24 protein-coding genes are annotated in these 23,804 nt (G+C 30.3%); 9 read left to right on the top strand and 15 right to left on the bottom strand.

The genetic code is table 11. The features are described from left to right. Positions 1–76 precede the first annotated feature (76 nt). The 12 genes from ACZ49Z_RS02675 to ACZ49Z_RS02620 all read right to left on the bottom strand — a co-directional run bounded on the left by ACZ49Z_RS02675 (position 77) and on the right by ACZ49Z_RS02620 (position 10,653). On the bottom strand, positions 77–592 hold the full coding sequence (locus tag ACZ49Z_RS02675) for a hypothetical protein (RefSeq protein ID WP_464306655.1): 516 nt from the start codon (positions 590–592) through the stop codon (positions 77–79). A gap of 54 nt (positions 593–646) precedes the next feature. Then, positions 647–1,876: a hypothetical protein gene (locus ACZ49Z_RS02670; protein ID WP_464306654.1), complete on the bottom strand. Its 1,230-nt coding sequence runs from the start codon at positions 1,874–1,876 to the stop codon at positions 647–649. A gap of 5 nt (positions 1,877–1,881) precedes the next feature. Next, complete coding sequence (locus tag ACZ49Z_RS02665; RefSeq protein WP_464306653.1) at positions 1,882–2,370, bottom strand: T9SS type A sorting domain-containing protein; 489 nt, start codon at positions 2,368–2,370, stop codon at positions 1,882–1,884. 377 nt (positions 2,371–2,747) lie between these two features. Beyond that, positions 2,748–3,599, bottom strand: a complete 852-nt coding sequence (locus ACZ49Z_RS02660; protein ID WP_464306652.1) for a hypothetical protein — start codon at positions 3,597–3,599, stop codon at positions 2,748–2,750. Positions 3,600–3,774: 175 nt separating this feature from the next. Then, positions 3,775–4,569, bottom strand: coding sequence for a DUF2314 domain-containing protein (locus ACZ49Z_RS02655; RefSeq protein WP_464306651.1), 795 nt, complete (start codon positions 4,567–4,569; stop codon positions 3,775–3,777). Positions 4,570–4,901: 332 nt separating this feature from the next. Continuing rightward, on the bottom strand, positions 4,902–5,633 hold the full coding sequence (locus ACZ49Z_RS02650; protein ID WP_464306650.1) for a GNAT family N-acetyltransferase: 732 nt from the start codon (positions 5,631–5,633) through the stop codon (positions 4,902–4,904). A gap of 2 nt (positions 5,634–5,635) precedes the next feature. Continuing rightward, a complete protein-coding gene (locus ACZ49Z_RS02645) occupies positions 5,636–6,085 on the bottom strand; it encodes a DMT family transporter (RefSeq protein WP_464306649.1) in 450 nt (149 codons plus the stop codon). Between the two features lie 50 nt (positions 6,086–6,135). After that, on the bottom strand, positions 6,136–6,720 hold the full coding sequence (locus tag ACZ49Z_RS02640; RefSeq protein WP_464306648.1) for a Crp/Fnr family transcriptional regulator: 585 nt from the start codon (positions 6,718–6,720) through the stop codon (positions 6,136–6,138). Between the two features lie 35 nt (positions 6,721–6,755). Further along, positions 6,756–7,475, bottom strand: a complete 720-nt coding sequence (locus ACZ49Z_RS02635) for a hypothetical protein (RefSeq protein ID WP_464306647.1) — start codon at positions 7,473–7,475, stop codon at positions 6,756–6,758. Positions 7,476–7,862: 387 nt separating this feature from the next. Continuing rightward, positions 7,863–8,801: an alpha/beta hydrolase gene (locus tag ACZ49Z_RS02630; protein WP_464306646.1), complete on the bottom strand. Its 939-nt coding sequence runs from the start codon at positions 8,799–8,801 to the stop codon at positions 7,863–7,865. After that, positions 8,798–9,334: a helix-turn-helix domain-containing protein gene (locus ACZ49Z_RS02625; protein WP_464306645.1), complete on the bottom strand. Its 537-nt coding sequence runs from the start codon at positions 9,332–9,334 to the stop codon at positions 8,798–8,800. The genes ACZ49Z_RS02630 and ACZ49Z_RS02625 overlap by 4 nt, the downstream gene beginning before the upstream one ends. A gap of 512 nt (positions 9,335–9,846) precedes the next feature. After that, a complete protein-coding gene (locus ACZ49Z_RS02620; protein ID WP_464306644.1) occupies positions 9,847–10,653 on the bottom strand; it encodes a UbiA prenyltransferase family protein in 807 nt (268 codons plus the stop codon). A gap of 148 nt (positions 10,654–10,801) precedes the next feature. On the opposite strand from ACZ49Z_RS02620, the gene gcvP reads away from it, so the two are divergent. The 6 genes from gcvP to ACZ49Z_RS02590 all read left to right on the top strand — a co-directional run bounded on the left by gcvP (position 10,802) and on the right by ACZ49Z_RS02590 (position 18,625). Next, positions 10,802–13,645, top strand: coding sequence for an aminomethyl-transferring glycine dehydrogenase (gene gcvP, locus ACZ49Z_RS02615; RefSeq protein WP_464306643.1), 2,844 nt, complete (start codon positions 10,802–10,804; stop codon positions 13,643–13,645). Between the two features lie 231 nt (positions 13,646–13,876). Then, entirely contained in the window at positions 13,877–14,251 is a 375-nt protein-coding gene (locus ACZ49Z_RS02610) for a group III truncated hemoglobin (protein WP_464306642.1), read from the top strand. 132 nt (positions 14,252–14,383) lie between these two features. Continuing rightward, positions 14,384–15,442, top strand: coding sequence for a 3-oxoacyl-ACP synthase III family protein (locus ACZ49Z_RS02605; RefSeq protein WP_464306641.1), 1,059 nt, complete (start codon positions 14,384–14,386; stop codon positions 15,440–15,442). Between the two features lie 66 nt (positions 15,443–15,508). Then, positions 15,509–16,033: a methyltransferase gene (locus ACZ49Z_RS02600; protein WP_464306640.1), complete on the top strand. Its 525-nt coding sequence runs from the start codon at positions 15,509–15,511 to the stop codon at positions 16,031–16,033. 39 nt (positions 16,034–16,072) lie between these two features. Then, positions 16,073–16,924 carry a glycosyltransferase family 2 protein gene (locus ACZ49Z_RS02595; protein WP_464306639.1) on the top strand — a complete coding sequence of 284 codons (852 nt, stop codon included), beginning with the start codon at positions 16,073–16,075 and terminating at the stop codon, positions 16,922–16,924. An 18-nt stretch (positions 16,925–16,942) separates the two neighbouring features. Continuing rightward, a complete protein-coding gene (locus ACZ49Z_RS02590; protein WP_464306638.1) occupies positions 16,943–18,625 on the top strand; it encodes a helix-turn-helix domain-containing protein in 1,683 nt (560 codons plus the stop codon). 1 nt (position 18,626) lies between these two features. Here ACZ49Z_RS02590 and ACZ49Z_RS02585 read toward each other — a convergent pair whose 3' ends face one another. Continuing rightward, positions 18,627–18,869, bottom strand: a complete 243-nt coding sequence (locus ACZ49Z_RS02585) for a hypothetical protein (RefSeq protein WP_464306637.1) — start codon at positions 18,867–18,869, stop codon at positions 18,627–18,629. Between the two features lie 279 nt (positions 18,870–19,148). Here ACZ49Z_RS02585 and ACZ49Z_RS02580 point away from each other — a divergent pair, with 279 nt between their 5' ends. The 3 genes from ACZ49Z_RS02580 to ACZ49Z_RS02570 all read left to right on the top strand — a co-directional run bounded on the left by ACZ49Z_RS02580 (position 19,149) and on the right by ACZ49Z_RS02570 (position 21,130). Next, positions 19,149–19,382 (top strand): hypothetical protein, encoded by a 234-nt coding sequence (locus ACZ49Z_RS02580; protein ID WP_464306636.1) that lies wholly within the window; start codon positions 19,149–19,151, stop codon positions 19,380–19,382. A gap of 231 nt (positions 19,383–19,613) precedes the next feature. Next, positions 19,614–20,360 (top strand): MlaE family ABC transporter permease, encoded by a 747-nt coding sequence (locus ACZ49Z_RS02575; protein WP_464306635.1) that lies wholly within the window; start codon positions 19,614–19,616, stop codon positions 20,358–20,360. Continuing rightward, complete coding sequence (locus ACZ49Z_RS02570) at positions 20,360–21,130, top strand: ABC transporter ATP-binding protein (RefSeq protein WP_464306634.1); 771 nt, start codon at positions 20,360–20,362, stop codon at positions 21,128–21,130. Before ACZ49Z_RS02575 ends, ACZ49Z_RS02570 begins: the two co-directional genes overlap by 1 nt. On the opposite strand, the gene ACZ49Z_RS02565 is transcribed toward ACZ49Z_RS02570, so the two are convergent. Both ACZ49Z_RS02565 and ACZ49Z_RS02560 read right to left on the bottom strand, forming a co-directional pair. After that, positions 21,127–22,521 (bottom strand): DUF389 domain-containing protein, encoded by a 1,395-nt coding sequence (locus ACZ49Z_RS02565; protein ID WP_464306633.1) that lies wholly within the window; start codon positions 22,519–22,521, stop codon positions 21,127–21,129. The genes ACZ49Z_RS02570 and ACZ49Z_RS02565 overlap by 4 nt on opposite strands. Positions 22,522–22,524: 3 nt before the next feature. Then, positions 22,525–23,580, bottom strand: coding sequence for a mannose-1-phosphate guanylyltransferase (locus ACZ49Z_RS02560; RefSeq protein ID WP_464306632.1), 1,056 nt, complete (start codon positions 23,578–23,580; stop codon positions 22,525–22,527). Positions 23,581–23,804: the final 224 nt, after the last annotated feature.

Below are 23,804 nucleotides of genomic sequence, written 5' to 3'. Positions count from 1 at the left end.
GCACAAATATATTTAAAAAAAAATCCATAATTTTTCAATTATGGATTTTCTCATGTTAAAATTTAAAAAATATTGACTAACCAACTCCTTGCTGAACAGTAGTAACTGTTCCTCTGGAACCAACGGGATCTTCATCCCATAAAAAAGAAACAATTTCTTTCAAATCTAATATGTTTGGTATTGGCATATCTTTAGGCAGGATTCCATTTGGAGTATATCCTTCAGGAGAAGTAATAGCATTGAATGTCAATTGAAAAAGATTGAAAGTAGAACAAGGTTCTGGAGCTATGTCATAACATACATAAAAATTGGCAAAAGGCGTTTTGTTGTTAGTATAACTAAAATCTTGAATAACACATAAACTATCTGGATCTACATTTGTGTTTTCGCTTACAAATACAACCATGCTAATTTCTAATTCTTTACTATCGTTTATTGTAGCTTGAACAGTTGGTGGCAATGGTTTGTCATGTCTTGGATTAGGAAATTTTATTTGAAAATCTAATTTACTTACCAAAACTTTCGGTACTTCAACACCAGCAGGTTTTACAGTTTTTTCGCAAGAACTATCTTGTTGATTTGTATTACTCATACTTTTATTTTTTAGTTTATTTTTTAAATATAATGAATAAAAAATTATACTAGATTAGAAAGCCAGTACTGTCATTTTTGTTTGTGTATTTGCTAGAGGAACACCACCAGTGGTTATTGTGCAAGAAGATCCTGTAACATTAAATGTCATGGTTATAGCTCCACATCCTGAATTTAAAGTGATCACATTTCCAGTAGCAGACATTGTAGCACTTGCTAATACATTCGAATAATTAATAATTGTTATTTCTCCTGCTGGGTTTATTATCATTGTTCCTCCAAATAATTGTCCTTGAGCACAATTGTTATAAATTGCAAAAGTTACCATAGTTCCAGAGTTTCCAAGGGTAAAAGGTGCTGATGCCTGTGGATTCGTTCCATCCCAAGTACTGAATAAATTATAATAAGGTGCAGTATTAGCAGGTGCTGCCCAAGTTCCTAAACCATTAGCATCTGAAGTTAGAACTTTTCCAGCTCCTTGTGATCCATCAGCAATTTTTATAGTACCTGCAACATCTAATTTTGCTGTTGGGTTATTGTTTCCAATACCAACATTATTATTCTTTACAGTCATAGATTCTATATTGTTAGAATATAAGTGCAAACTACTTGTTGCACCACTGTTATATCCTAAATACAAATCTTTGTCAATTGCACTAGTAGAATTTTGAATTACTCTCAAGTTTGCATAACTATCTGCGCTAGCTAAATCTAAACCTCGTTGTCCTGCTGGAGTATTAATTACTAGTTTTGCGGTAGAAGGATTTGTTGTGCCGATTCCTAAATTTCCTCCATTATTATAAAAATTATTTCCATTCGTAACCCAAGTTGTACCGTTCCAGTATGGGGTGTTTCCTGCATTTAGACCATTTGCTAAAGTACCTTCAGCCTTCCCTGCATACATTGCATACGGCACGCTTAATAATTGGCTTGTGCCAGAAATAGTATAATTAGTTCCACCTGTTACATCTGTTTCCGATTTGATATAATAGTTCCCTGTTGACCAATCAATTGTAGAAAGATTTCCAGAAACCACAGAGCCAGAACCAATCTCTACACTAACTAAACCGTTAGCATTAGTTGTTGGTGTATGTGTTTCAACATATACAGCAGATCCAGTAGATGAACCTTGTAAGATGCTGATTTGCATACCTACTGCAGTTGATGTTACTAATGCGTCACTAGCATTTCTAATAACGGCTTGGTAGCTCATTTTTTGTGGAATTTGAGCAAAGGCAATTGTATTGATTAATAATACAGCTATAAGAGTAATTATTTTTTTCATAGTAATTATTTTTTAATGATTTTAAATGTTTTAACTTCCTTGTTTTGGTTAGTTACTTTTAGAAAATAGATTGCCGATGGAAAAGAGGAAACAGTAATGTTTGTCTCATCGCTAATGTTTTTTTGAGCTAGAAGAACTTTTCCATTCATGTCCATGATTTGGTAATCTAACTCAAGATTGTTTAAATTTTTTAAAGTTAACGTTAACACGTCAGTTGTAGGGTTTGGGAAAATGTTTAAATCTTTTACCAATTCAGAAAAATCTGGAGAAGATAACACCTCAGAAATTTCATAGGGTTGTTGAACTCCTTGTGCAACTGTTCCACTAGTTCCTGTACTTGTTGTGTAGAAAGTTTGTCCAATTGAATAGGAAACACTACCCTGAGCTCCAGTAGCATTACCTCCAGAACTATTAGTGCTGTTTTGGGCATTCATTGCGAAAACTCCCAAACTAAATAGCATGGCTACATAGTACTTTGTTTTTTTGTTTTTCATTTATTATGTGTTTTTTAAAGTGTAAAATTACAGATAAATCAAATATGTTTTTTTTTTTTTTTATAACAAGCTGTAAAACTTTAATTTACATGAAATATTTTTGATTATTTGGTTATGCAGTAATTCTTTACAAAGAGCGTTTAAAATAGCCAGTAAATCAAAGAAAATGGAATAAGATGGAGAAAAAATGGAATGAAATGGGGTTTTAAGTGTAAAAGAATTAGAACCTATAATGAGAATTAGGCAACTTTTGTCTTCCAAAATGTAGTATTAGCTAGATTGAGTACTTAAAAAGGCTACAGTAAATTTATTCAGTAGCCTTTTTTATAATAGAATTCTAATGTACTATTTGGGTTTGAGTGTTGAGTATTGAAAATTTATTCATACTCATAGGTGACCACTGTTTTAGTTTTGTCTATAATTTGAGTATAACTTTCGGGATAGTCAAAAGTAGTATAAGTAAATTTTTTAGTATATCCTGTTTTTGACGGTGAGGAAGATGAAAACTCTGTAAGGTTATGATCTGAAATGCATTCTAAAGGAAACTCTTTTTCTTGAGAAGAAATTAAATGAACAATTGTTTGATAATTTTTCCCAAAAACATTTTTTACTAGCAATTGCATGACAGATTTTTTATCGTCATAATTATAATTGTCTACTGTTTTGTCTCCAAATAGTCCTTTGTAGGTGATGATGTCGTTTTCATTGTAATCAATTCGTTTGTTGTTGATTATTTTATCACTAAGATTGCGTTCAGATTCATTAACAATTTTGTCGTCTTTAAAGAAGTAGTCAATACTTTGAGTGAATTTTGCATTACTAAGACTACTTTTAGTAAGTGCTTTTATGCGACCACCTTGATGCTTATAAGTAACGGTTTTTGTTACACTTTTGTTTCCTTCGTCATATTTGTTGATGTATTTGATTAGATTATCATTTTCATCATAAAAATAGGTTGTTAATTCTTTCCAGTAATTGTTTTCGTTTTCCTTTAACGTTCTGTCTAATTTTCCGTCTTTGTTATAATAGAAATATTGAATAATATCGGAAGTTTTTATGGAAGTCAGTTTTCCATTTTCAAACGAATAGGTTTTTGTTAGTTTTTCACCAGTCTTTAAATCGGTTTCAACGCAATTGATTTTTTTAAGTTGAATGGATTCTTTTGCCATTTGTCCGTGTGCAAGCAAAGACAATACCAACCCAACAAGAGTGAGTAATTGTTTTTTCATAGGTAATTTGTTAAATTTAGGGATTACAAAATTACGAATAAAAAAAATATGTTTTTTTATGGTTATTTCACTTTTTATGATAAGTGGAGACCTGTTTTATGATTGTTTAAATGTGAAATTTAACATTTCATACAATAAAACTATAAGAAAATAAAAGGATAAATAAGTTGATTATTTAGTTTTGAAATATTGGAATTAAATGTTCCCAATTTAAATCTTGAGCAAAATCTGCTGCTGTTTTGCCATGGTTCGTTTTAATAGTAAAGTCAGCATTAAATTCTTTTAGTACATCAATTATCGTTTTGTTACCTGCAATTGCTTCTCTATGTAGTATTGTGTAGCCTAAACCATCTTTGGCGTTTATTTCATCAGGATTGTTATTTAAAAACTCACGAAATTTTTCTACCATATTTCTACTCATAGGGTGTTCAATTAAATTTTCAGGATGTTTTTCTTGTTCATAAGCTATTAAAATAGCATCATAATCTCCAAAATCTAAACCCCAAGCAGCATCATGGTTTTTGCGTTCTTTTTCACTCATGTCTGAACGAAGAAGTTGAATGGTAAATCCACCATGCGTTTTTCCTCCAATAGAAAACATCCAATCACTAATTTCGGTTAGTTTAACTGTAACAGTATCTCCATTAGCAATATTAGTTAATTGATTTGGAGTGTTCATTAAAGTGCCAGTAATATTTTCTCCATCAAACTCAATCTCATTAATCCACATATGCTCAACAATAGGTTCGTCAAAATCTTCAAACTTTTGTTGAAAAGGAACTTTTACTATCGATAAATCATGTGCTGGAATGATTCTTCTGTATTCCCAATACACCTCTCTCCAAAAATATTTAAAAGTCTTTTGTGCGTTGCTATAGGCATCTTCCATTGTTGGTGTTTGTTTTGCGAAAACAATTTTCTTTTCGTCTTCTTTTTCGTTTTTTTTAAACATTTTAGAAAATAATCCCATAGCAATAATTTGTTTGTGTTTTAATTGTGTTGAACAAATATAAAATATTTTTGATTGAAGAGATAATGATTTTTTCAATATTTAATTTCATACCAACACTATTTATCACTTGAATTTATTGGAATAAAGCGTCTTACTTTCCTCATTATTTCAATATAAAACATAAACGTAGCGATATTATGTTTTGATTTTCTGTTTTATATGTAGATAATTATTTGTTTTTAATTGGTTATATGGAATCGCATATCTTCATTGGTGTTTGCAAGCAAACGCTTTGCTAATGGCGATTTCATATCAAAAAAAGTCATCATTTTTTTTACAGTAAATTCAAATCACAAATGGTTTAATTTGAAGTTTTGAACCATGAATGCTGTAGTGAAACCTAATTTTTCATACATCGATTTAGCCATTTTTGATGCCTGAAGTGTTGCTAAAGGGATTCCTAAATCTAATGCTTTGTTAAGAATGTGACACATTATATCTTGAGCATAACCTTTTTTTCTCATAGATGGAATAATTCCTAAGCTATGAATCCCAATTGTGTTGTTTGTTATATAATATAGAATTGTTCCAACAATTTGGTTTTGATGATAAATGATGAAATAATCAATGTTAGTACAATTTTTAAATACTGTTTCACTACTAATTATATAGCCAAATGCTTGTTTAAACGTACTACACCAATTTTCAGATTGTTTTTGCGTTGTAATTTTTTTAAAATCAAGAGAGTAATTCGTGCTGAATGCGTTATTTAATTTTAAACTCATCCCATGTTGACTAAAATTTTCAGAATAACCATTTTCTAGAATTAAATCTTCTTCATTTGAGTTGTTTTGATTAAAAAAAGAAAAGATAAGTTCTGATTTGTAGTTTTGAATAATATCTGAAATCTTTAAGATGTTTTCTTTGGTTATTTTTTCCTTTGTCCAAATTCTGTTGGGCCAATTTGAATTAGGAATAGAGCAATATTCAATACTCTCTTTTGTATAATAAGTATTAAAAGGAATACAAGCATTTTTCCAAAGTGCTGTTAGATTGTTAATGTTTAATTCGATAGTGTTCATTTTTATTTAGAATTGATTAAGAAAATACCAATTATAAGCGATAAAATACCTAAGATGTGTTTTGTTGTGATGGGTTCAATAGGAAGGTTTAACCAGCCATATTTTCCTGCAATTATAGAAAATATGAGTTGACCACATAGACCAAAAGAGATCATTTTTGAAATGCCTAATTTTGGAATTGTATAAAAGTATAATGAAATACCAATTGCGCTGCAAAGTCCGCCAACAAACCATAAATAGGTTGGCACTTGAGCGAAATGATTTGTTTGAATGTTGTTTTTTTTAAATATAAACAATGCAATTCCAGCAAATATAGTGCTAGTAATCGAAGTCGAAATTACAGCTATAAGAGGTTGTTTTAAAATAGAACCTAGTTGCGTATTGAAACCAGCTTGTATGGCTAAAAACACACCTCCAATAAATGCTGCACAATAAATAAAAATAATTTTCATTTGACAAAGATGCGAAGATGAAAACTATATTTTCTTTACATATGTTGAGGTCATGTGTTTTTTCTAATTCGACTCAATTGCGTGGGTGTAATGCCCAAATGAGATGCAATATAATGAAGTGGAACTCTTTTTTCTATTTCAGGATGAAGATTGATGAAGTTTAAATATCTTGTTTTTGCATTTTTCATTACAATGTCAATTTCTCTTTGTTCTTTAATTATAATCCAGTTTTTTTCAAGATAAGCAATATAGAAGTTTTTTAATTCGTCATTCTCTTCTATTAAAGTTCTGTATTTTAAATAATCGAAACTAATAACAGTAGCGTTTTCTATAATTTCTAAAGAAAAGTTAGAAGGCTCGCTTTTTAATGCAGAAACTGTAGAACCAAGGAAATCACCTTCTAGAAATATATTTTTGTAGTAGGTGTTTCCTTCATCCGATAAGAAATTAGAAACAATAATTCCTTTGTATAGGATGTGAGACTCTTTAGATATTTGTCCGAAAGACAATAAGGTTTCATTCTTTTTTAATTTTTTAATTGTTGCAATTGAATGTAGAAGTGATAAAGAGGATTCACTCACAGGATAATAGGACAGAAATGTGTTAGATATAAAATCTGTAATATTTTTATCCATTGTGTTTCGTTTTTTTATGAATATTTTTTTAAATATTAGTGACGATAAAATCTAATTAATATTCGAATTATTGCAAATAAAATTACAAGGGCTAATCCTGCAAACAGTTTAACCTGTATTCCTATATTTTTTGTTTTTTCTTTTTGTTTTTGAATCTCAAAACGTTCTTTTTGATTACCAAGGTCTTTAATTTTTTGAACTTTTTCTAAAATTAGAGTATAAGTATTCATTTTGTAAGCTGTGTTATCGGGTAACTGGCTTAGAATGTCACAAATGTCAAAAATAGAGGTTAGAATTTGATTTTTAATAGTTTTGATTTTTTCATTATCATCAAACCTATTCAGAATATCTATGTTCACAATATTTAACTCATTAATGAATTTTTTATAATGATTAGGCATGTTCACATCTGTAGGGTTACTCTTTAATGTGTTTTTATAGGTGTCTATATTAATTAAAGCTGCTGTGATTATTTTCTCTAAATCATTGTAAATTTCTTCTTTGAATTCTGGTGTTGCTAAAAATTCTACAGATCTGAATAGTGTTGTTATTTTTCCTTCTTCGGAAGTGCCAAAATTTCTATCAAAGATCTCTTTATAGCTTGTTCTATACGCTTCGTTAATATGTTTTTTGAAGCCTTCATTTTTGAAATTGCTGTTTGAAAAATTGCTAAAAACACTAACGTCTTTTTGATTTAGTAGCTTGTTAAGTGATTCGTCGTTTTTAATGATCTCTTCAAAATTTTCTTCTTTCATTTTGTTATGTTTTATATTGGTAAAGTATTTGTGTGTTTTGTCAAGAGGTTATGATCTAGTTGAATAGCTAAAATATAATACTTTAATACGGTCTTTTAAATTTGGATAGTGAGAATAAATATAATCTGTTCATTTGTCATGTCTTGTTGTGTTTTCTATTAATAAAATAGGTAATGGTTCTTGATTGCATGAGGTAGTGAAAGTAAAAAGTATAATTAGAAGAACAGAAAGTTTAATGGCTTCATTTTGTTGAATTTAAAAGTTTGCGTTTTTTATAATTTCAGTAAAGTTATGATTATAAATTGTATTACACAATGTATATTTGTATGTGCTTTCTTAGATTTTACGTGCGTATAAATGTGTGATCTCAGATAAAAAACTGTTTTTTTAGTATTCGGAAATGAAATCCATACTATTTTTTGTCCATTCGGTTTTGTTTTTTATAAGGTAGTTTTCATGCCCTGTGTTTTTGTAAATCTTTAATGTTTTTTTACCTGTAATGTTTTTGAAAATAGCATCAATCTCTTTTCGACTAACGCTTTTGTCGTTTTCACCATATAGTAATAAAGTAGGGCAGTCTATGTTTTTTGCGTACTCAGTAGGATTGTGATCAAATCCCCAAAAGCCGTTTTGAACACCACCCCAAAAAAGTAGTGTTTCTGCCATTGGAAAAGTAGGAGCGTTTAGTCTGTTAAACCGAGCACATACTGTTTCATACATGGAGCCGAAAGGGCATTCTATAATAATTCCTTTTGGACTAATTTTGTAATCGTTTATGCATTTCATTATTGCAACGGCTCCCATAGAGGTGCCAAATAAATAAATGTTTTTTTCTCCTTTATTTTTGAGGTAATCATAGGCTGTTTTCACTTGTTCTGCTTCCATATAGCCAATGGTGGTTTGGTTTCCTTCAGAGTTACCACTTCCCATAAAATCAATTAACATTGTGCTGTATCCATTTTCTATAAAAATATCCGATTTGTCTAGCATTGCCGATTTTTCACCACTGTAACCATGACACAAAAGGATAATCCCTTTTGAATTTTCTTTTTTAATATTCCAACATTCAATTTGTTTATTGCTTTTTAATGTAATTGTTTCGAATTTTTGAGTTGGAAACTTTGTGCCTTTAGGCTTTGGATTATTAACTCCGAAAAATAACACCTTAGTTTTTTCAAGAAAAGTTAGCTTTTCTGGACTTTTTGTTTTTTCTAGATTGTCTTCAGAAAAATGGGTTAATTTATAGGCATGAAAAAAAGCAATGAGGTTCATGATTACGAAAAGGACTATAAAGACGCTCAGTAGTCTTTTGAAAAAGCGTTTCATTTTTTAGATTTTATATGTTTTAACGCTTTTTCTAATTCTTTATTATAGGATTTTAGCGCTAAGATTTTTAGTTTGTATTTCTCTCTGATTTGGGTGTCACTTTTTTTTAAATCACTATTGGCTTTATAACGAAAACTATTGGCTAAGTCTTTTCCAAAATCATTACTTTGTTCTAAATAATCGGCTAAGATTAAGGTTGCTTTGCTTTTGTTGTTTAGTTTTTCTAGGCTTTCTAATTTTTTTTCTAGTGTGAGCAGTTGCGAATGGTTGATTTGAATCTCTTCTTTGAACAGTTTTATTTTCTTCTTTTCTTCGTCATTGTTTTTTTGCAATTCGTTTTTTGGGTTTTTCTTTCTTTTTTCAACGAAAGAAAGCATGTCGGAAAGTTTCTTTTTTGCCTCAATGGGTAAATCTCTTTTGCCTAACTCAAATAAAGAATATTGGCTGCGCGTAACTAATAACAACAGTGCCATTTCTTCCTGAGTTGTTCCCAAAAGCGCTCTAATGTTTTTTTCTGTTTCATCTTTCTTCATGGTTGTCTATTTTTTATACAATTTATGAAGCAATTTTATAAAAAACAAAAAAAATGCTACGACTTTTGTAGCAAATTTTTTGTAGTAAAAAAAGCGCTACGTTATTTTTGCTACAATTATTGTAGCAAATTTTATATGAAAATAATTTTGCTACTTATTTAAATCTAAATTTTTAGAAATAAAACAAAAAAGTAGCAATTATAAATGAAATAATTGCTACTAAAAACGAATACAGGTTTTTAAACTTTAATTTTATAAACATAAACATGTCAATACATATAACGTGGATTAATCAGAAATAGTATGAAAGGGTAAAGAACTTCAGGAATTAAGAACATAGCTCAAAAAAAAATATAATGAAGTCAAAAACAAACATAGTCTTTAAAAGTATTCAAACATGAGAGAATATGAAGCTCTGTGTGCTTGCCTGTTGAATAAACTATCTTTCTATGCGGATAAAAAAAAACTTAAATATATGGGTTGCATGCTTAAGTTTGCCATTTCAAAGACAATCATAGTAAAAGTAAAATGAACCAAAAAATAGGAATACTTTCCACCCAAAAACTAGTGTAATAGGTATTTCTTTTTATGGAAGCAAAATGTGTAAAAAAGGCAATAATAACTGCAATACTGAGTGTTGGAAAAATATTTTTTACGGTTGTGTTGATTATACTGTCTAAGCCAATAAAAATGATTAAGAGCCAATAGGCTAATAACTTTGTTTTTGGAATACCAATTTGTTGAGGAATGGTTTTTAAAAGCCAGTTATCAACTTTTAAATCGATTATTTCAAAAATTAGCATCAGAATAAAAACTAAAATAAATCGTTGTAAACTTTTTAATGCTATTATAGAGTCCCAGTTATAATTTGCATTAACAGCAGGTAAAATGACAGTGACAAATACCCAAGCCAGTGCCACTAAATAGATTTTTAAACCACTCCAATTTCTCATATTTTCTTTATTTGGAAAAAAAGGCAAGGTATAGAGTAGGGTAATGATAAGAGTAATGAAGCCAATAAACTTGGTTTTGGATTGTAGTTCTAAAAAGGAATATAAAGCACCCAAAAAGGAAAGAGCACTCAAGATAATAATTGCTTTGAAACGAGAGGTTAGTTTGATTTTTTTAACACGAGCTAATTCGTCATATTTTATAAAATTGTAGCCAACAATTGTACCGCAAAAAGCAAAATGAGCAACAGAATCATCGGGAGAAATGTTTAACTTTAAAAAAGTAATTTGTACTAAAGCATAAACCGCAAAAGCAACATGAAGGCTACTTTCAATATAAAAATGAAGAATGTTTTTGAAAATACTCATGAAACAAAAATAAGTAAAGTGTTAATAACATTAGTATTTAGTTTATAAAATCACAAAAAATAGCTTTTTAAAACATAAATATTACAAGATTAATAATTACTTTTGTTGCCCAATAACAACACACAAAATCATATATTTCTTTAAGGATATGAGAACAGATGCATTTGCTTTGAGACACATAGGTCCTCGTGAAAACGACCTAGAAAAAATGTTTTCAACGATAGGAGTTGAAAATATGGAACAACTTATTTACGAAACTATTCCTGATGATATTCGATTAAAAGCTGATTTAGATTTAGATCCAGCAATGACAGAGTATGAATATTTAAATCACATTCAAGAATTAGGTAAAAAAAATAAATTATTTAAATCATACATTGGTTTAGGGTATCACCCAACGATTGTGCCTGCTGTTATTCAAAGAAATATTTTTGAAAACCCAGGATGGTACACAGCTTATACACCTTATCAAGCAGAAATTGCACAAGGTCGTTTAGAAGCTATTTTAAATTTCCAAACTACAGTTATTGAGTTGACAGGAATGGAAATTGCCAACGCGTCTTTGCTAGATGAAAGTACAGCAGCAGCAGAAGCGATGGCTTTGTTGTTTGACGTGCGTACACGTGATCAAAAGAAAAACAACGTTTGCAAATTTTTCGTTTCTGAAGAAATTTTACCACAAACATTGTCTTTGTTACAAACACGTTCAACGCCAATTGGTGTTGAATTAGTAGTAGGAAATCATGAAACGTTTGACTTTTCGAGCGATTTCTTTGGGGCTATTTTACAATATCCTGGGAAATATGGTCAAGTATATGATTATGCTGATTTTATTAAGAAAGCCAATGATAATGAAATAAAAGTTGCGGTTGCAGCCGATATTTTATCATTAGTAAAACTAACGCCTCCAGGAGAAATGGGTGCAGCAGTTGTGGTTGGAACAACACAGCGATTTGGTATTCCAATGGGTTATGGTGGCCCACATGCAGCCTTCTTTGCAACTAAAGAAGAGTACAAACGCAGTATGCCAGGAAGAATCATTGGAGTGTCTCAAGATGCGAATGGAAACAGAGCATTGCGTATGGCACTACAAACACGTGAACAACATATCAAACGTGAGAAAGCAACGTCAAATATTTGTACTGCTCAGGTGTTGTTAGCAGTTATGGCAGGTATGTATGCGGTTTATCACGGACCAAAAGGGTTAAGATATATTGCATCAAAAGTACATGCATCAGCAGTTACTGCAGCTGAAGCCTTAAACAAATTAGGTGTTTATCAAACCAATACAGCATTCTTCGATACAATTTTAGTAAAAGCTAATGCAGAAAAAGTAAAAGCTATCGCAGAACAAAACGAAGTAAACTTCTACTATGTAGATGCAGAAACAATTTCAATTTCTTTCAATGAAACAACATCATTGCAAGACATCAACCAACTGATTGCTATTTTTGCTGAAGCTACGGGTAAAGCACCTTTTGTAGTTTCAGAATTGGTATCGGAAATTAGTTTTCCAGAAAGTTTAGAAAGAAAATCAGCTTTCCTACAACATGAGGTTTTCAATAATCATCATTCTGAAAGTCAGTTGATGCGCTATATTAAAAAACTAGAGCGTAAAGATTTATCATTGAATCATTCTATGATTTCTTTGGGTTCTTGTACTATGAAATTGAATGCTGCGGCTGAAATGCTACCATTATCAATGGCAAACTGGAACAGCATTCACCCATTTGCACCTATTGAGCAGGTAGAAGGGTATCAAATTGTTCTTAAAAAATTAGAGCAACAATTAAACGTTGTTACAGGTTTCCAAGGAACAACATTGCAACCTAATTCTGGAGCACAAGGAGAGTATGCGGGTTTAATGGCTATTAGAGCATATCACCAATCTAGAGGAGATGATCAAAGAACAGTATGTTTAATCCCTGCATCGGCTCATGGAACAAATCCTGCATCGGCAGCCATGGCCGGAATGAAAATTATCGTGACCAAAACAATGGAAAACGGTAATATCGATGTAGAAGATGTAAAAGCAAAAGCAATCCAATATAAAGATGAATTATCTTGTTTGATGGTAACTTACCCATCGACTCACGGTGTATATGAAAGTGCTATTAAAGAAATTACAAAAATAATCCACGACAATGGAGGATTAGTATATATGGATGGTGCAAACATGAATGCTCAAGTTGGATTAACCAATCCAGCTACTATTGGAGCAGATGTTTGTCACCTTAATTTACACAAAACGTTCGCTATTCCTCACGGTGGAGGTGGACCAGGTGTTGGACCAATTTGTGTGAATGAAAAATTAGTGCCATTCTTGCCTTCAAACCCTATAATCAAAGTAGGAGGTGAGCAAGCGATCACAGCTATTTCTGCGGCTCCTTATGGTTCGGCTTTAGTATGTTTAATTTCTTATGGATACATCACTATGCTGGGAGCAGAAGGATTGAAAAATGCTACACACTATGCTATTCTAAATGCTAATTATATGAAAGCACGTTTAGAATCTCATTATCCAGTATTATATTCAGGAGAAATGGGACGTGCAGCTCACGAAATGATTTTAGATTGTCGTTCGTTTAAAGCTAATGGTATTGAAGTAACAGATATTGCAAAACGTTTAATGGATTATGGTTTCCATGCTCCAACGGTATCTTTCCCGGTTAATGGAACACTAATGGTGGAGCCAACGGAGAGTGAAGATATTGCTGAGTTAGACCGTTTTTGTGATGCAATGATTTCTATTCGTAAAGAAATTGAAGCAGCAACAGCAGAAGAACCAAACAACGTGTTGAAAAATGCACCTCACACTCTTGCAATGGTTACTGCTAACGATTGGAATTTACCATACACAAGAGAAAATGCAGCCTATCCTTTAGAGTATATTGCGGAAAATAAATTCTGGCCAAGCGTACGTCGCGTAGACGATACTTATGGAGACAGAAATTTAGTTTGTAGCTGTGCACCTATTGAGGCTTATATGTAAATAATAATGGGGTAGTACTTAGTGTATAGAGTTTTAAGGCTGTAAACTTAAGCTACTCATAAATAAATAAAAATGTCATTTCGAGTGAAGTTAAGAAAATAAAAAATCTTACTTCTAATCGTTATGACATTTTTTATGTCTGTTAGTATCTTTGCGTTTTAAATTGTTGAATAAATAAATAATTAGTCAAAAGCAATTCAAAAAAATAAATTCAAAAAAGAACAACATATTATGAGAGACATAGAGACTAGAGAAGATATAATACTTATAATGAGAAAGTTTTATGATAAACTTTTAGCAGATGATTCTATTAGTTTTTTCTTTACCAAAATAACGAATACCGATAAACATTTAGAAGAACATTTTGAAATATTAGCTACTTTTTGGGAACAAGCCTTGTTTTTAAAAGGAGGTTATCATAATAATATGTTTCAAAAACACAAAGAAGTGCATGAAAAAGCTGCTTTTACAAAAGAACACTTTGATACTTGGTTAAAACATTTATATGCATCTTTAGATGACTATTTTGCAGGAGAAAAAGTGGAACAAATGAAAACGCAGGCATTAAATATGGCAACAGTATTGCAAATAAAGTTTTCGCAATAAAACGTGGAAAAATAGAGAAATAAATAATATATGTGTAATAAAGTGATTATTCTGTAATTACTTTAAATATTATAAACTGTTTAAGTATATTTCTAAAAAATAATGATAAATTCGTTATAGAAACACAATATTATGAATATCAAAATAACAGGTTCTGGAAGTTATATTCCTACAGAAGTTGTCTCAAATATAGATTTTGCAAAGCATGTTTTTTTAAATGATGATGGCACACCTTTTCCGCACCCTAATGATGTAGTAGCACAAAAATTTCTGGAAATTACAGGGATTCAAGAAAGAAGATATGTTACAGAAGATTTAAATGCATCAGACATAGCCACAATAGCTGCCCGAAAAGCAATTGAAAATGCGAAAATTGATCCAGAAACATTAGATTATATAATCTTTGCCCATAATTTTGGAAATGTAAAGAAAGGAGCAATTCAAACCGACATATTGCCAAGTTTGGCTACACGTGTAAAATTCGATTTAAGGATTAAAAATCCAAAATGCGTTGCCTATGATATGCTTTTTGGTTGTCCAGGTTGGATTGAAGGGGTTATTCAAGCACAAGCTTTTATTAAAGCTGGAATGGCAAAAAAATGTTTAGTGATTGGTGCAGAAACCCTATCGAGAGTGGTAGATATTCATGATAGAGATTCAATGATATATTCTGATGGAGCAGGTGCAACAATAATTGAAGCTACTGAGGAAGAAGGAGGAATATTGGCTCATGAAACAGCTACTTTTACCTATGATGAAGCCTATTATTTATTTTTTGGAAACTCATTCAACACTACTCATGATCCAGATGTTCGTTATATAAAAATGCACGGACGAAAAATTTATGAGTTTGCTTTGTCAAATGTTCCGAAAGCAATGGCAGAATGTTTAGAAAAAAGTAAAATAGCTATTAGCGAGGTGAAAAAAATTCTCATTCATCAAGCTAATGAAAAAATGGATGAAGCTATTATTCAACGTTTTTATAGATTATATAAAAAAGCAGTTCCAGAAGGTATCATGCCAATGAGTATTCATAAATTAGGGAATAGCAGTGTGGCTACCGTGCCCACTCTTTTTGATTTACTGACAAAAGGAGCATTAGAAGGACATGAACTTACCAAAGGAGATGTGGTTATTTTTGCTTCTGTTGGAGCAGGGATGAATATTAATGCGATTGTATATAGAATGTAAAAAAAGTTAGAAGTAAAAGTTAGAAGTTGAAAGAAAAAAGTAAATTTGTGTTTCAATTTTATTTCCATGTACGAAAAAACTTTTCCTAATAAGCGTTTTAAGTTAACCTTAGCATTTCTGAAAAAACACATAGCAACTTCCGAAACAATTTTAGATTTGGGAGTGGTTAATCCGTTTTCTAAAATTATGTCTGAGAACAATTACCGAGTAATAAATACAAAAGGAGAAGATATTGATAACGACCAAAGTGCATTGAGAACAGAAGAATATACAGTATTTACTGCTTTTGAAATTTTTGAGCATTTGTTAAATCCTTATACGGTACTGGAAAATGTAAAATGCGATAAAATTTTGATTTCTATTCCTATGCGTTTGTGGTTTTCTGCTGCCTATAGAAGTAAAACCGATAAATGGGATAGACACTACCATGAGTTTGAAGATTGGCAATTGGATTGGTTATTAGAAAAAACAGGGTTTAAAATTGTGGACAGCATTAAATTTACACATCCTGTGAAGAAATTTGGTTTTAGACCTTTGTTGCGTTATTTTACCAATAGATATTATTTGGTCTATGCAGAGAAAGTAAAGTAGTGATTAGTCGTTAGTAATTAGTCTATAGGGAAACTCATAATGAAATATCAAATTATTATTCCAGCTCATAATGAAGAGCAGTTTATTGAACAAACATTGGAATCATTAGTAAATCAAACCTTACCTCCAAAAAATATTTTGGTAGTAAATGATAATTCAACAGATGGTACTCAAAAAATTATTGATCAGTTTTGTTTATCACATCCAGATCTAATTTCGAGTGTTTCAATTCTGTCAGAAGCTATTCATATGCCTGGGAGTAAGGTTATTAATGCTTTTAATTTTGGACTACAATTTGTTTCAGAGGACTATGATATTATTGTAAAAGCAGATGCAGATTTGATTTTTCCAACTAATTATTTCGAAACGATTATAAAACATTTTCAATCTGATGATACCGTTGGTATGGCAGGTGGTTTTGCTTACATAGAAAAAAATGGTGATTGGATTTTAGAAAATTTAACCGATAAAGATCATATTCGTGGTGCTTTTAAGGCCTACAGAAAAGTTGCATTTAAGCAAATAGGAGGTTTAAAACCAGCTATGGGTTGGGATACAGTAGATGAATTATTGTGTAAATTCTATAATTGGAAAGTAGTTACCAATGAAACATTACAGGTGAAACATTTAAAACCAACAGGAGCTAATTATAACAAAACAGCCCGTTACAAACAAGGAGAAGCTTTTTATAGTCTCGGCTATGGTTTTCTAATTACCGCTATCGCATCATTAAAACTAGCAATGCGAAAAAAGAAACCTTTATTATTTGTAGATTATATTCATGGTTTTTTAAAAGCGAAATTTTCTAAAAAAGAATTATTGGTTACTAAAGAACAAGCTAGGTTTATTAGAAATTATCGCTGGAAGAAAATGAAAGAAAAGCTTTTTTAATTATCAGAAGATAAGTATATGAATAAATTGAAGTTGTTTATTGTTTTACTATTTTTTTTTACTTTGAGTATTAATGCTCAGATATTAAATGATAAAGGTATTACGTTTTATAAAGAACAATTTTTTCAATTGCAGAATAAACCTGATAGTGCATTACTATATGTAGATAAGATATTTCAATCGAAAAAAGATATTGATTTAGCATTTGCCTTTACAACAAAGAAATACATTTTAACAGTAACTGGTGCTGAGTTTGATGTTGCAGCATACGATAAAAAAATACAAGCGCATTTAAACAGGGTTATAGTTAAAAAAGAAAACTATAAAGATTTAGCTAGCATATATATACTCTTAGGTCATATTGATAAAAATCATGGTAAATTTGATGCGTCTATAAAGAAATATATTAAAGCAAGAGAATTTGCTTCACTAAACAATGATTCTTTTCAACTAGCAAAAATTAAAATAAATATTGCAATAAATTTAAGCGCCATAAATTTGTTAGATAATGCAATAAATGAAATTAAGGAGATAAGAATACTATTGAAAGATATTCATGATTCTAATGATTATGATTTTATAGATAAATACATTACAAATACATTAGGATCAATTTACTTTAGAAAACTTAATGAAGGTTCGAAAGCAAATGAAAAATATTGTGACTCAGCAATTACAGAGTTTAATAAAATAATATTAAAAACAGATGAAAAACAATATTTAGCACCTGCAAATTATTATTTAGCACTATTATATAATCATAAAAAAGAGTTTGAGAAAGCAAATGAATATTCTGTTGAGGCAATTAAGCTTTATGAAGATTTGAATTTCAAGCAATTATTGTTAAATGCTAAGTTTAATTATTACTACAATAATTATCAGAAAGGAGATTTCAAAATTGCCAAAAAAGGTTTTTTAGATTTTGTTAAACATCATTCAGATACTTTAGTAGATTTCAATTATTTATTATCACATAAATATCTAACCAAAATCTATATTAAAGAAAATAAGGCTGATTCTGTCAATTACTATTATGATACTTTTTTGCTGTTGTATGAAAAGGCAACAGAGGAAGAAAAAAAACAGTTTGCAGAAGCATATCGAACACTTGAAAATACAGATTTAAAAGAAGAGGTGAGTTTAATAAAAAAAGAAAACACAAGTCTTCGGTCCGATAAAGTATTAATTGCTTTAGTTCTTGGGTTCTTGTTGTTACTTCTTATAATTATTTTTTATTTTTTTATTTTAAGAAAAAAGAAACAAAAGGAAAGGTTGCTTGAAATTATTGAAAAATATAATAAAAAAGAACTTGAGAATGCCACTCCAACTAGTTCAGTTGTCATAAATGATGATATTGAATTAAAAATAATTGAGGGACTAGAAAAAATTGAAAAAACAGGATATTTTTTAGATAAAAATTTTAACCTTCATAATGCCGCAAAAAAAATTAATACAAATACAACCTATCTTTCAAATTTTATAAATGCTCATAAGAAAATGAGTTTCAATGATTATACTAATACTTTAAGAGTTGAATATATTATTAAAGTTTTAATTGAAGATAAAAAAATTAGAAATTACACAACACAGGCATTAGCAGAAATGTTAGGTTATAAAAATGGAGTTTCTTTTTCTAGAATTTTTAAAGAGAAAACGGGAGTTACCCCGATCCTCTTTATTAACAAATTAAATGAAAAATAATTTAGAAAATACAAGTTCCTGCAGAAGTTGGATTTTCATACATTTCAATACAATTTTTCCACAATATATAAGCTGCTTCATAGTTAGGTTGGGTTGGGCTAGGTTCAGTTCCGCACGGACCATTTAAGCCATCTGGGTTTCCTCCACTTTTACCACTAGCACCTTCAATCTTTAGTGAGTTAATATTCATTAATTCATTTTTGCTTAATTTTTCAAACTTTAATTGATTAATAGACTTTTTCATTTTTAATTAATTTATGATTATGTTCAAATTTAAAACAAAATGGCAACCTGTAAATGATTTTGCTAGTTGATGAAAAAAAATGTTTTGTTTTTAGTTTAAATTATTGATTTTGAGTGTTTTATTTGTTTTTTGATTCTTTACTATTTATAAATAGTACTAGGTGAATTTATAAATAGTAAGCTAGTTCAATTGTAAAACAGCTTAATAACCCTAATATTTGCTAAAGAAATCTTGCAAGTTTCAGAGGAGAATAATTTTTAACAATTTAATTTTTATATTATGAAAAAATCAATTTTAAGTTTAAAAAATGTAGAGGAACTAACAACTCTAACTAAAAAGAATATTTATGGAGGCGGCGGAAGAGGTAAGGTTACAGTTATAGCAGATTATTGCTGTTTACCAGATCCTAGATTTGGGTTCGATAATCCTCAATTAGGAGTCGTTCCGTCTGGAGATGGTGTTTGTCCAGATCATTATATCTATACAGAGGGAATTGCTTGTTCTGGATTGTAATTGAGTAATATCTGATTTGTAAACGGGTTACTATTTTTAGTAACTCGTTTTGTTTTTGGTAACGAATTATGGAGTAACTATTGCTGAATGAAAGTGAAGTGCAAACAATTTTAATGGATTAGATGTTGTAGGTTGTTAAGAGTTTCTTTATTAATCAATATTTTTGACTATTTTTACACAGTCTTTGTATAATTGCAACAGAGGCTTAAACTGAAAATTGAACTTTCGAAGATGATGCTCATACGTTATTTATCACAAATTGGAAAATATTTTATTATGCTCAAAGAGGTTTTTAATAAACCAACAAGATGGAGTGTGATGAAACAATTAATTCTAAAAGAAATAGATGATTTAATTATAGATTCATTAGGAATAGTGGCGTTTATTTCCTTCTTCGTTGGAGGTGTTGTCTCTATTCAAACCGCATTGAATTTAACGAATCCTTTAATCCCTAAATATTTAATTGGTTTTGCAACAAGACAATCTATCGTTTTGGAATTTGCTCCTACTTTTATTTCTATTATAATGGCTGGTAAAATGGGGTCTTTCATTACTTCTAGTATTGGAACAATGAGGGTTACAGAACAAATTGATGCTTTGGAAGTAATGGGAGTAAATTCATTAAATTACTTGGTTTTTCCAAAAATGATTGCTCTTTTGTTATATCCATTTGTTATTGGATTAAGTATGTTTTTAGGTGTTTTTGGAGGTTATATAGCAGGTGTTTATGGTGGCTTTACAACAAGTAATGAATTTATTACAGGGCTTCAAACAGAATTTATTCCTTTTCATATTACCTATGCTTTTATTAAGACAGTGATATTTGCTATAATTTTAGCTACTATACCTTCTTTTCATGGTTATTATATGAAGGGTGGAGCGTTAGAAGTTGGAAAAGCAAGTACAGTTTCTTTTGTTTGGACATCTGTCGTTATTATTTTGTCGAATTATATATTAACTCAACTCCTTTTAAGCTAATGATTGAAGTAAAAAACTTAGAGAAAACATTTGGTGATCAAAAAGTATTAAAAGGAATCACTACACGTTTTGATACAGGAAAAACCAATTTAATTATTGGACAAAGTGGCTCTGGGAAAACGGTTTTTTTGAAATCGTTACTAGGAATTCATACTCCAGAAACAGGCACTATTGAATTTGATGGTAGGATATATTCTAATTTGACTAATGATGAGAAGAGAGCATTGCGGACAGAAATTGGAATGGTTTTTCAAGGTAGTGCTCTTTTTGATAGTATGACCGTTGCTGAAAATATTGGTTTTCCTTTACGAATGTTTACTAATAAGACAACTCTTGAGATTAAAGAACGTGTTGATTTTGTAATTGATCGTGTAAACCTTATTAATGCACACACTAAAAAACCATCTGAAATATCTGGAGGAATGCAAAAGCGTGTTGCGATTGCAAGAGCTATAGTGAATAATCCAAAATATCTTTTTTGCGATGAGCCTAATTCTGGCTTGGATCCTAAAACAGCGATTGTAATTGATAATTTAATTCAGGAAATTACAGAGGAATATAATATTACAACTGTTATCAATACACACGATATGAATTCTGTTATGGAAATTGGACAAAAAATTGTTTTTTTAAAAAACGGATTGTTAGAATGGGAAGGCACTAATAAAGAAATTTTTAAAACTGATAATGAAGCCGTATCAGATTTTGTTTATTCTTCGGAATTGTTCAAAAAAGTAAGAAAGATGTATTTAGAAGAGGATACAAATTAATGATCCTCTTCAACAATTATAGCTTCATTTTTTAATTTTGTGCGCAACCAATTTTCTAATGTTTTTATAGCATTTTCTTTGTCTTTGGTTTTTATCTTTTTGTTCCATTCTATTTGGAATCTAGGGATAGTATCTGTTTTTGTAAAGTTGGTTATAATAGCATCCGCATAGGAAACTTTTTCTATCTCTGGGTGTAATGATTTAATTTCTTTAGCAATATCATCAAAAGGAAAAATTTCTTCCTTCTTTGCACTTAGCTGGTTTTTTAAATCAAATATTTCTTTGTCTTTTTCAAGCAAAATCGCTTCTTTTTTAAGAAGTAATTGTTGGTTGGATAAAAATGAAGATTCAATTTCGTTTATTTTATTTATGGTTTCAATGTTTCCAGCATTTTGTAATACTTTGAAATTACAATCTTCATAGCCCATTTTTTTCATGTCTTGCTTAAACTTCGAAATATCGTTATTAGAAAGGCTTTTTCCAATTACGGCAAATTCTATTTTTTTACTAGCATAATCAGTGTCAACATCTAATATTAAGATACCTTTTTCTGTTTTTACTTTTTGAATGAGTTGTGTTACTTTCTGAGTAAAATCGGATTTTCTATATAGGTTATAGAACATATAAATACTTGGTACTAAAATAGCAAAAGCGAAAAAAGAAATTACCTGAGAAATTCTTTTTCTTCTTGTCGAATCGGCATATGCTTCATAAGGGAATTTTAGAAAACGTACAATGATGAATGTAGCCGAAGCTATAAAAATTGTATTGATAGAGAATAGAAACATAGCACCACCAAAAAAATCCCATTTTCCTGTCGCTAATCCATAACCAGCGGTACATAAAGGAGGCATTAATGCGGTTGCAATGGCAACTCCAGCAATGGTATTAGTAGATTTGTTTCTTTGGCTTAGAGCAACTATTAAAGCTAAACCACCAGAAAAAGCAATAATTACATCTCTAACATCTGGAATAGTTCTATTAATTAGTTCATTGGTTTCGTTTTGAAACATAGGGATACTAAAAAATAAAAAAGAAGTGATTAGACTTAATACGACCATCACACCAAAATTGGTTAAAGCTTTCTTTAGAAAATCAATGTCATTAATACCTAAAGAAAGTCCAATTCCTAAAATAGGTCCCATTAAAGGTGAAATTAACATGGCACCAATAACAACTGCTGTAGAACTCGTGTTTAGTCCAGCAGAAGCAATTAATATTGAAAATATGAGTACCCAAGCAGCAGTACCTTTCATGTAGATGCCAGATTTAATTTCTTCAATAGTTGCTGTTTTGTCGGAATCTCTAGAGATGTCAAAGACAGCATGAACAAAATCCTTTAATTCTTTTATAATTTCTGAAAAAGTTTTAGATGTGGTATTGTGTTCCATTATTTATTTTAACTTATTTACAATAGTTTTAATTTCTTGTTCTTTGTTTTTTGGGTAAATTAAAAGTACATTTTCTTTATCTACAATGATATAATCGTTTAATCCGTCAATAACAACCGTTTTTTTGCCTTCAGTTCTAATAATGTTATTTGATGCGTTTTCTAATAGTACACTTGCATTAATTATAGCATTTTCTTGTTTGTCTTTAGGGAGTTTATCATATAGTGAACCCCAAGTCCCTAAATCGTTCCAGTCAAAAGTGGCTGGAAGAACAAAAACATTTTGTGCTTTTTCTAAAATAGCATAATCAATTGAGATATTTTCAGCTTTTGGGTAATTAACATCAATAAAAGCTTTTTCAGCTTCAGTATTATAACATTCGTAACCATTCATAAAATGTTGATACATTTCTGGTTGAAATTTTTCAAATGCTTCCGTAATCGCTTTTATGCTCCAAATGAATATACCCGCATTCCAGAGGAAATTTCTACTCTGAATGAACTTTTTAGCCGTTGGATAATCTGGTTTTTCTCTAAATTGCGCTACTTTCTTAATAGGACGTGTGTCTAATTTGTTAAACTCAATATAACCATAGCCAGTATTAGGAAATGTAGGTAATATGCCAAGTGTCATTAAAGTTTCTTGTAATACACAATAATCAAACGAACGTTGAATGTTTGAAACAAATTGTAATTCATCTTCAATCCAATGGTCACTTGGTGCCACAACAACAACTGCATCTGGGTTTTGTTTTTTTATTTTTAAAGAAGCATATAAAATACAAGGTGCGGTATTTCGCATTGCAGGTTCTAGAATAATTTGTTCTTGTTTTACTTGCGGTAGTTGTTCTAAAACGAGATTATTATAGCGCTCATTCGTTAGAATTAAAATGTTCTCTTTGGGAATAAGTTGCGACAAACGACTGAATGTTTTTTGAATTAGTGTGTCTCCTGTGCCTAACATATCATGAAACTGTTTCGGGAAATCGGTAGTACTCACAGGCCAAAAACGAGAACCAACTCCTCCAGCCATTAATATTGCATAATAATTTGTATTCATGTTTTAAAAATTAGATTGCAGGGTTCTTAGATTTTACTTTTAATATTCTAAAGATACTAATTAAAATAATTAGAAAAAATAGAAATTGGAATAAAACCAGTAAAACTGCAAATGATTTTATATAAAAATTAGTATTAAATGTACTGGGAAAAAGGCTGTCTGTGTCAAAGAAAAAATGATAAGGGAAGCTTATTCCAAGACAAGATATAAGTGTTGCATAAATG

This window comes from Flavobacterium sp. KY-23415 (genome assembly GCF_055384985.1).
Note: the sequence above shows the minus strand (reverse complement) of the source record. Positions and strands in the feature narration are given on the sequence as shown.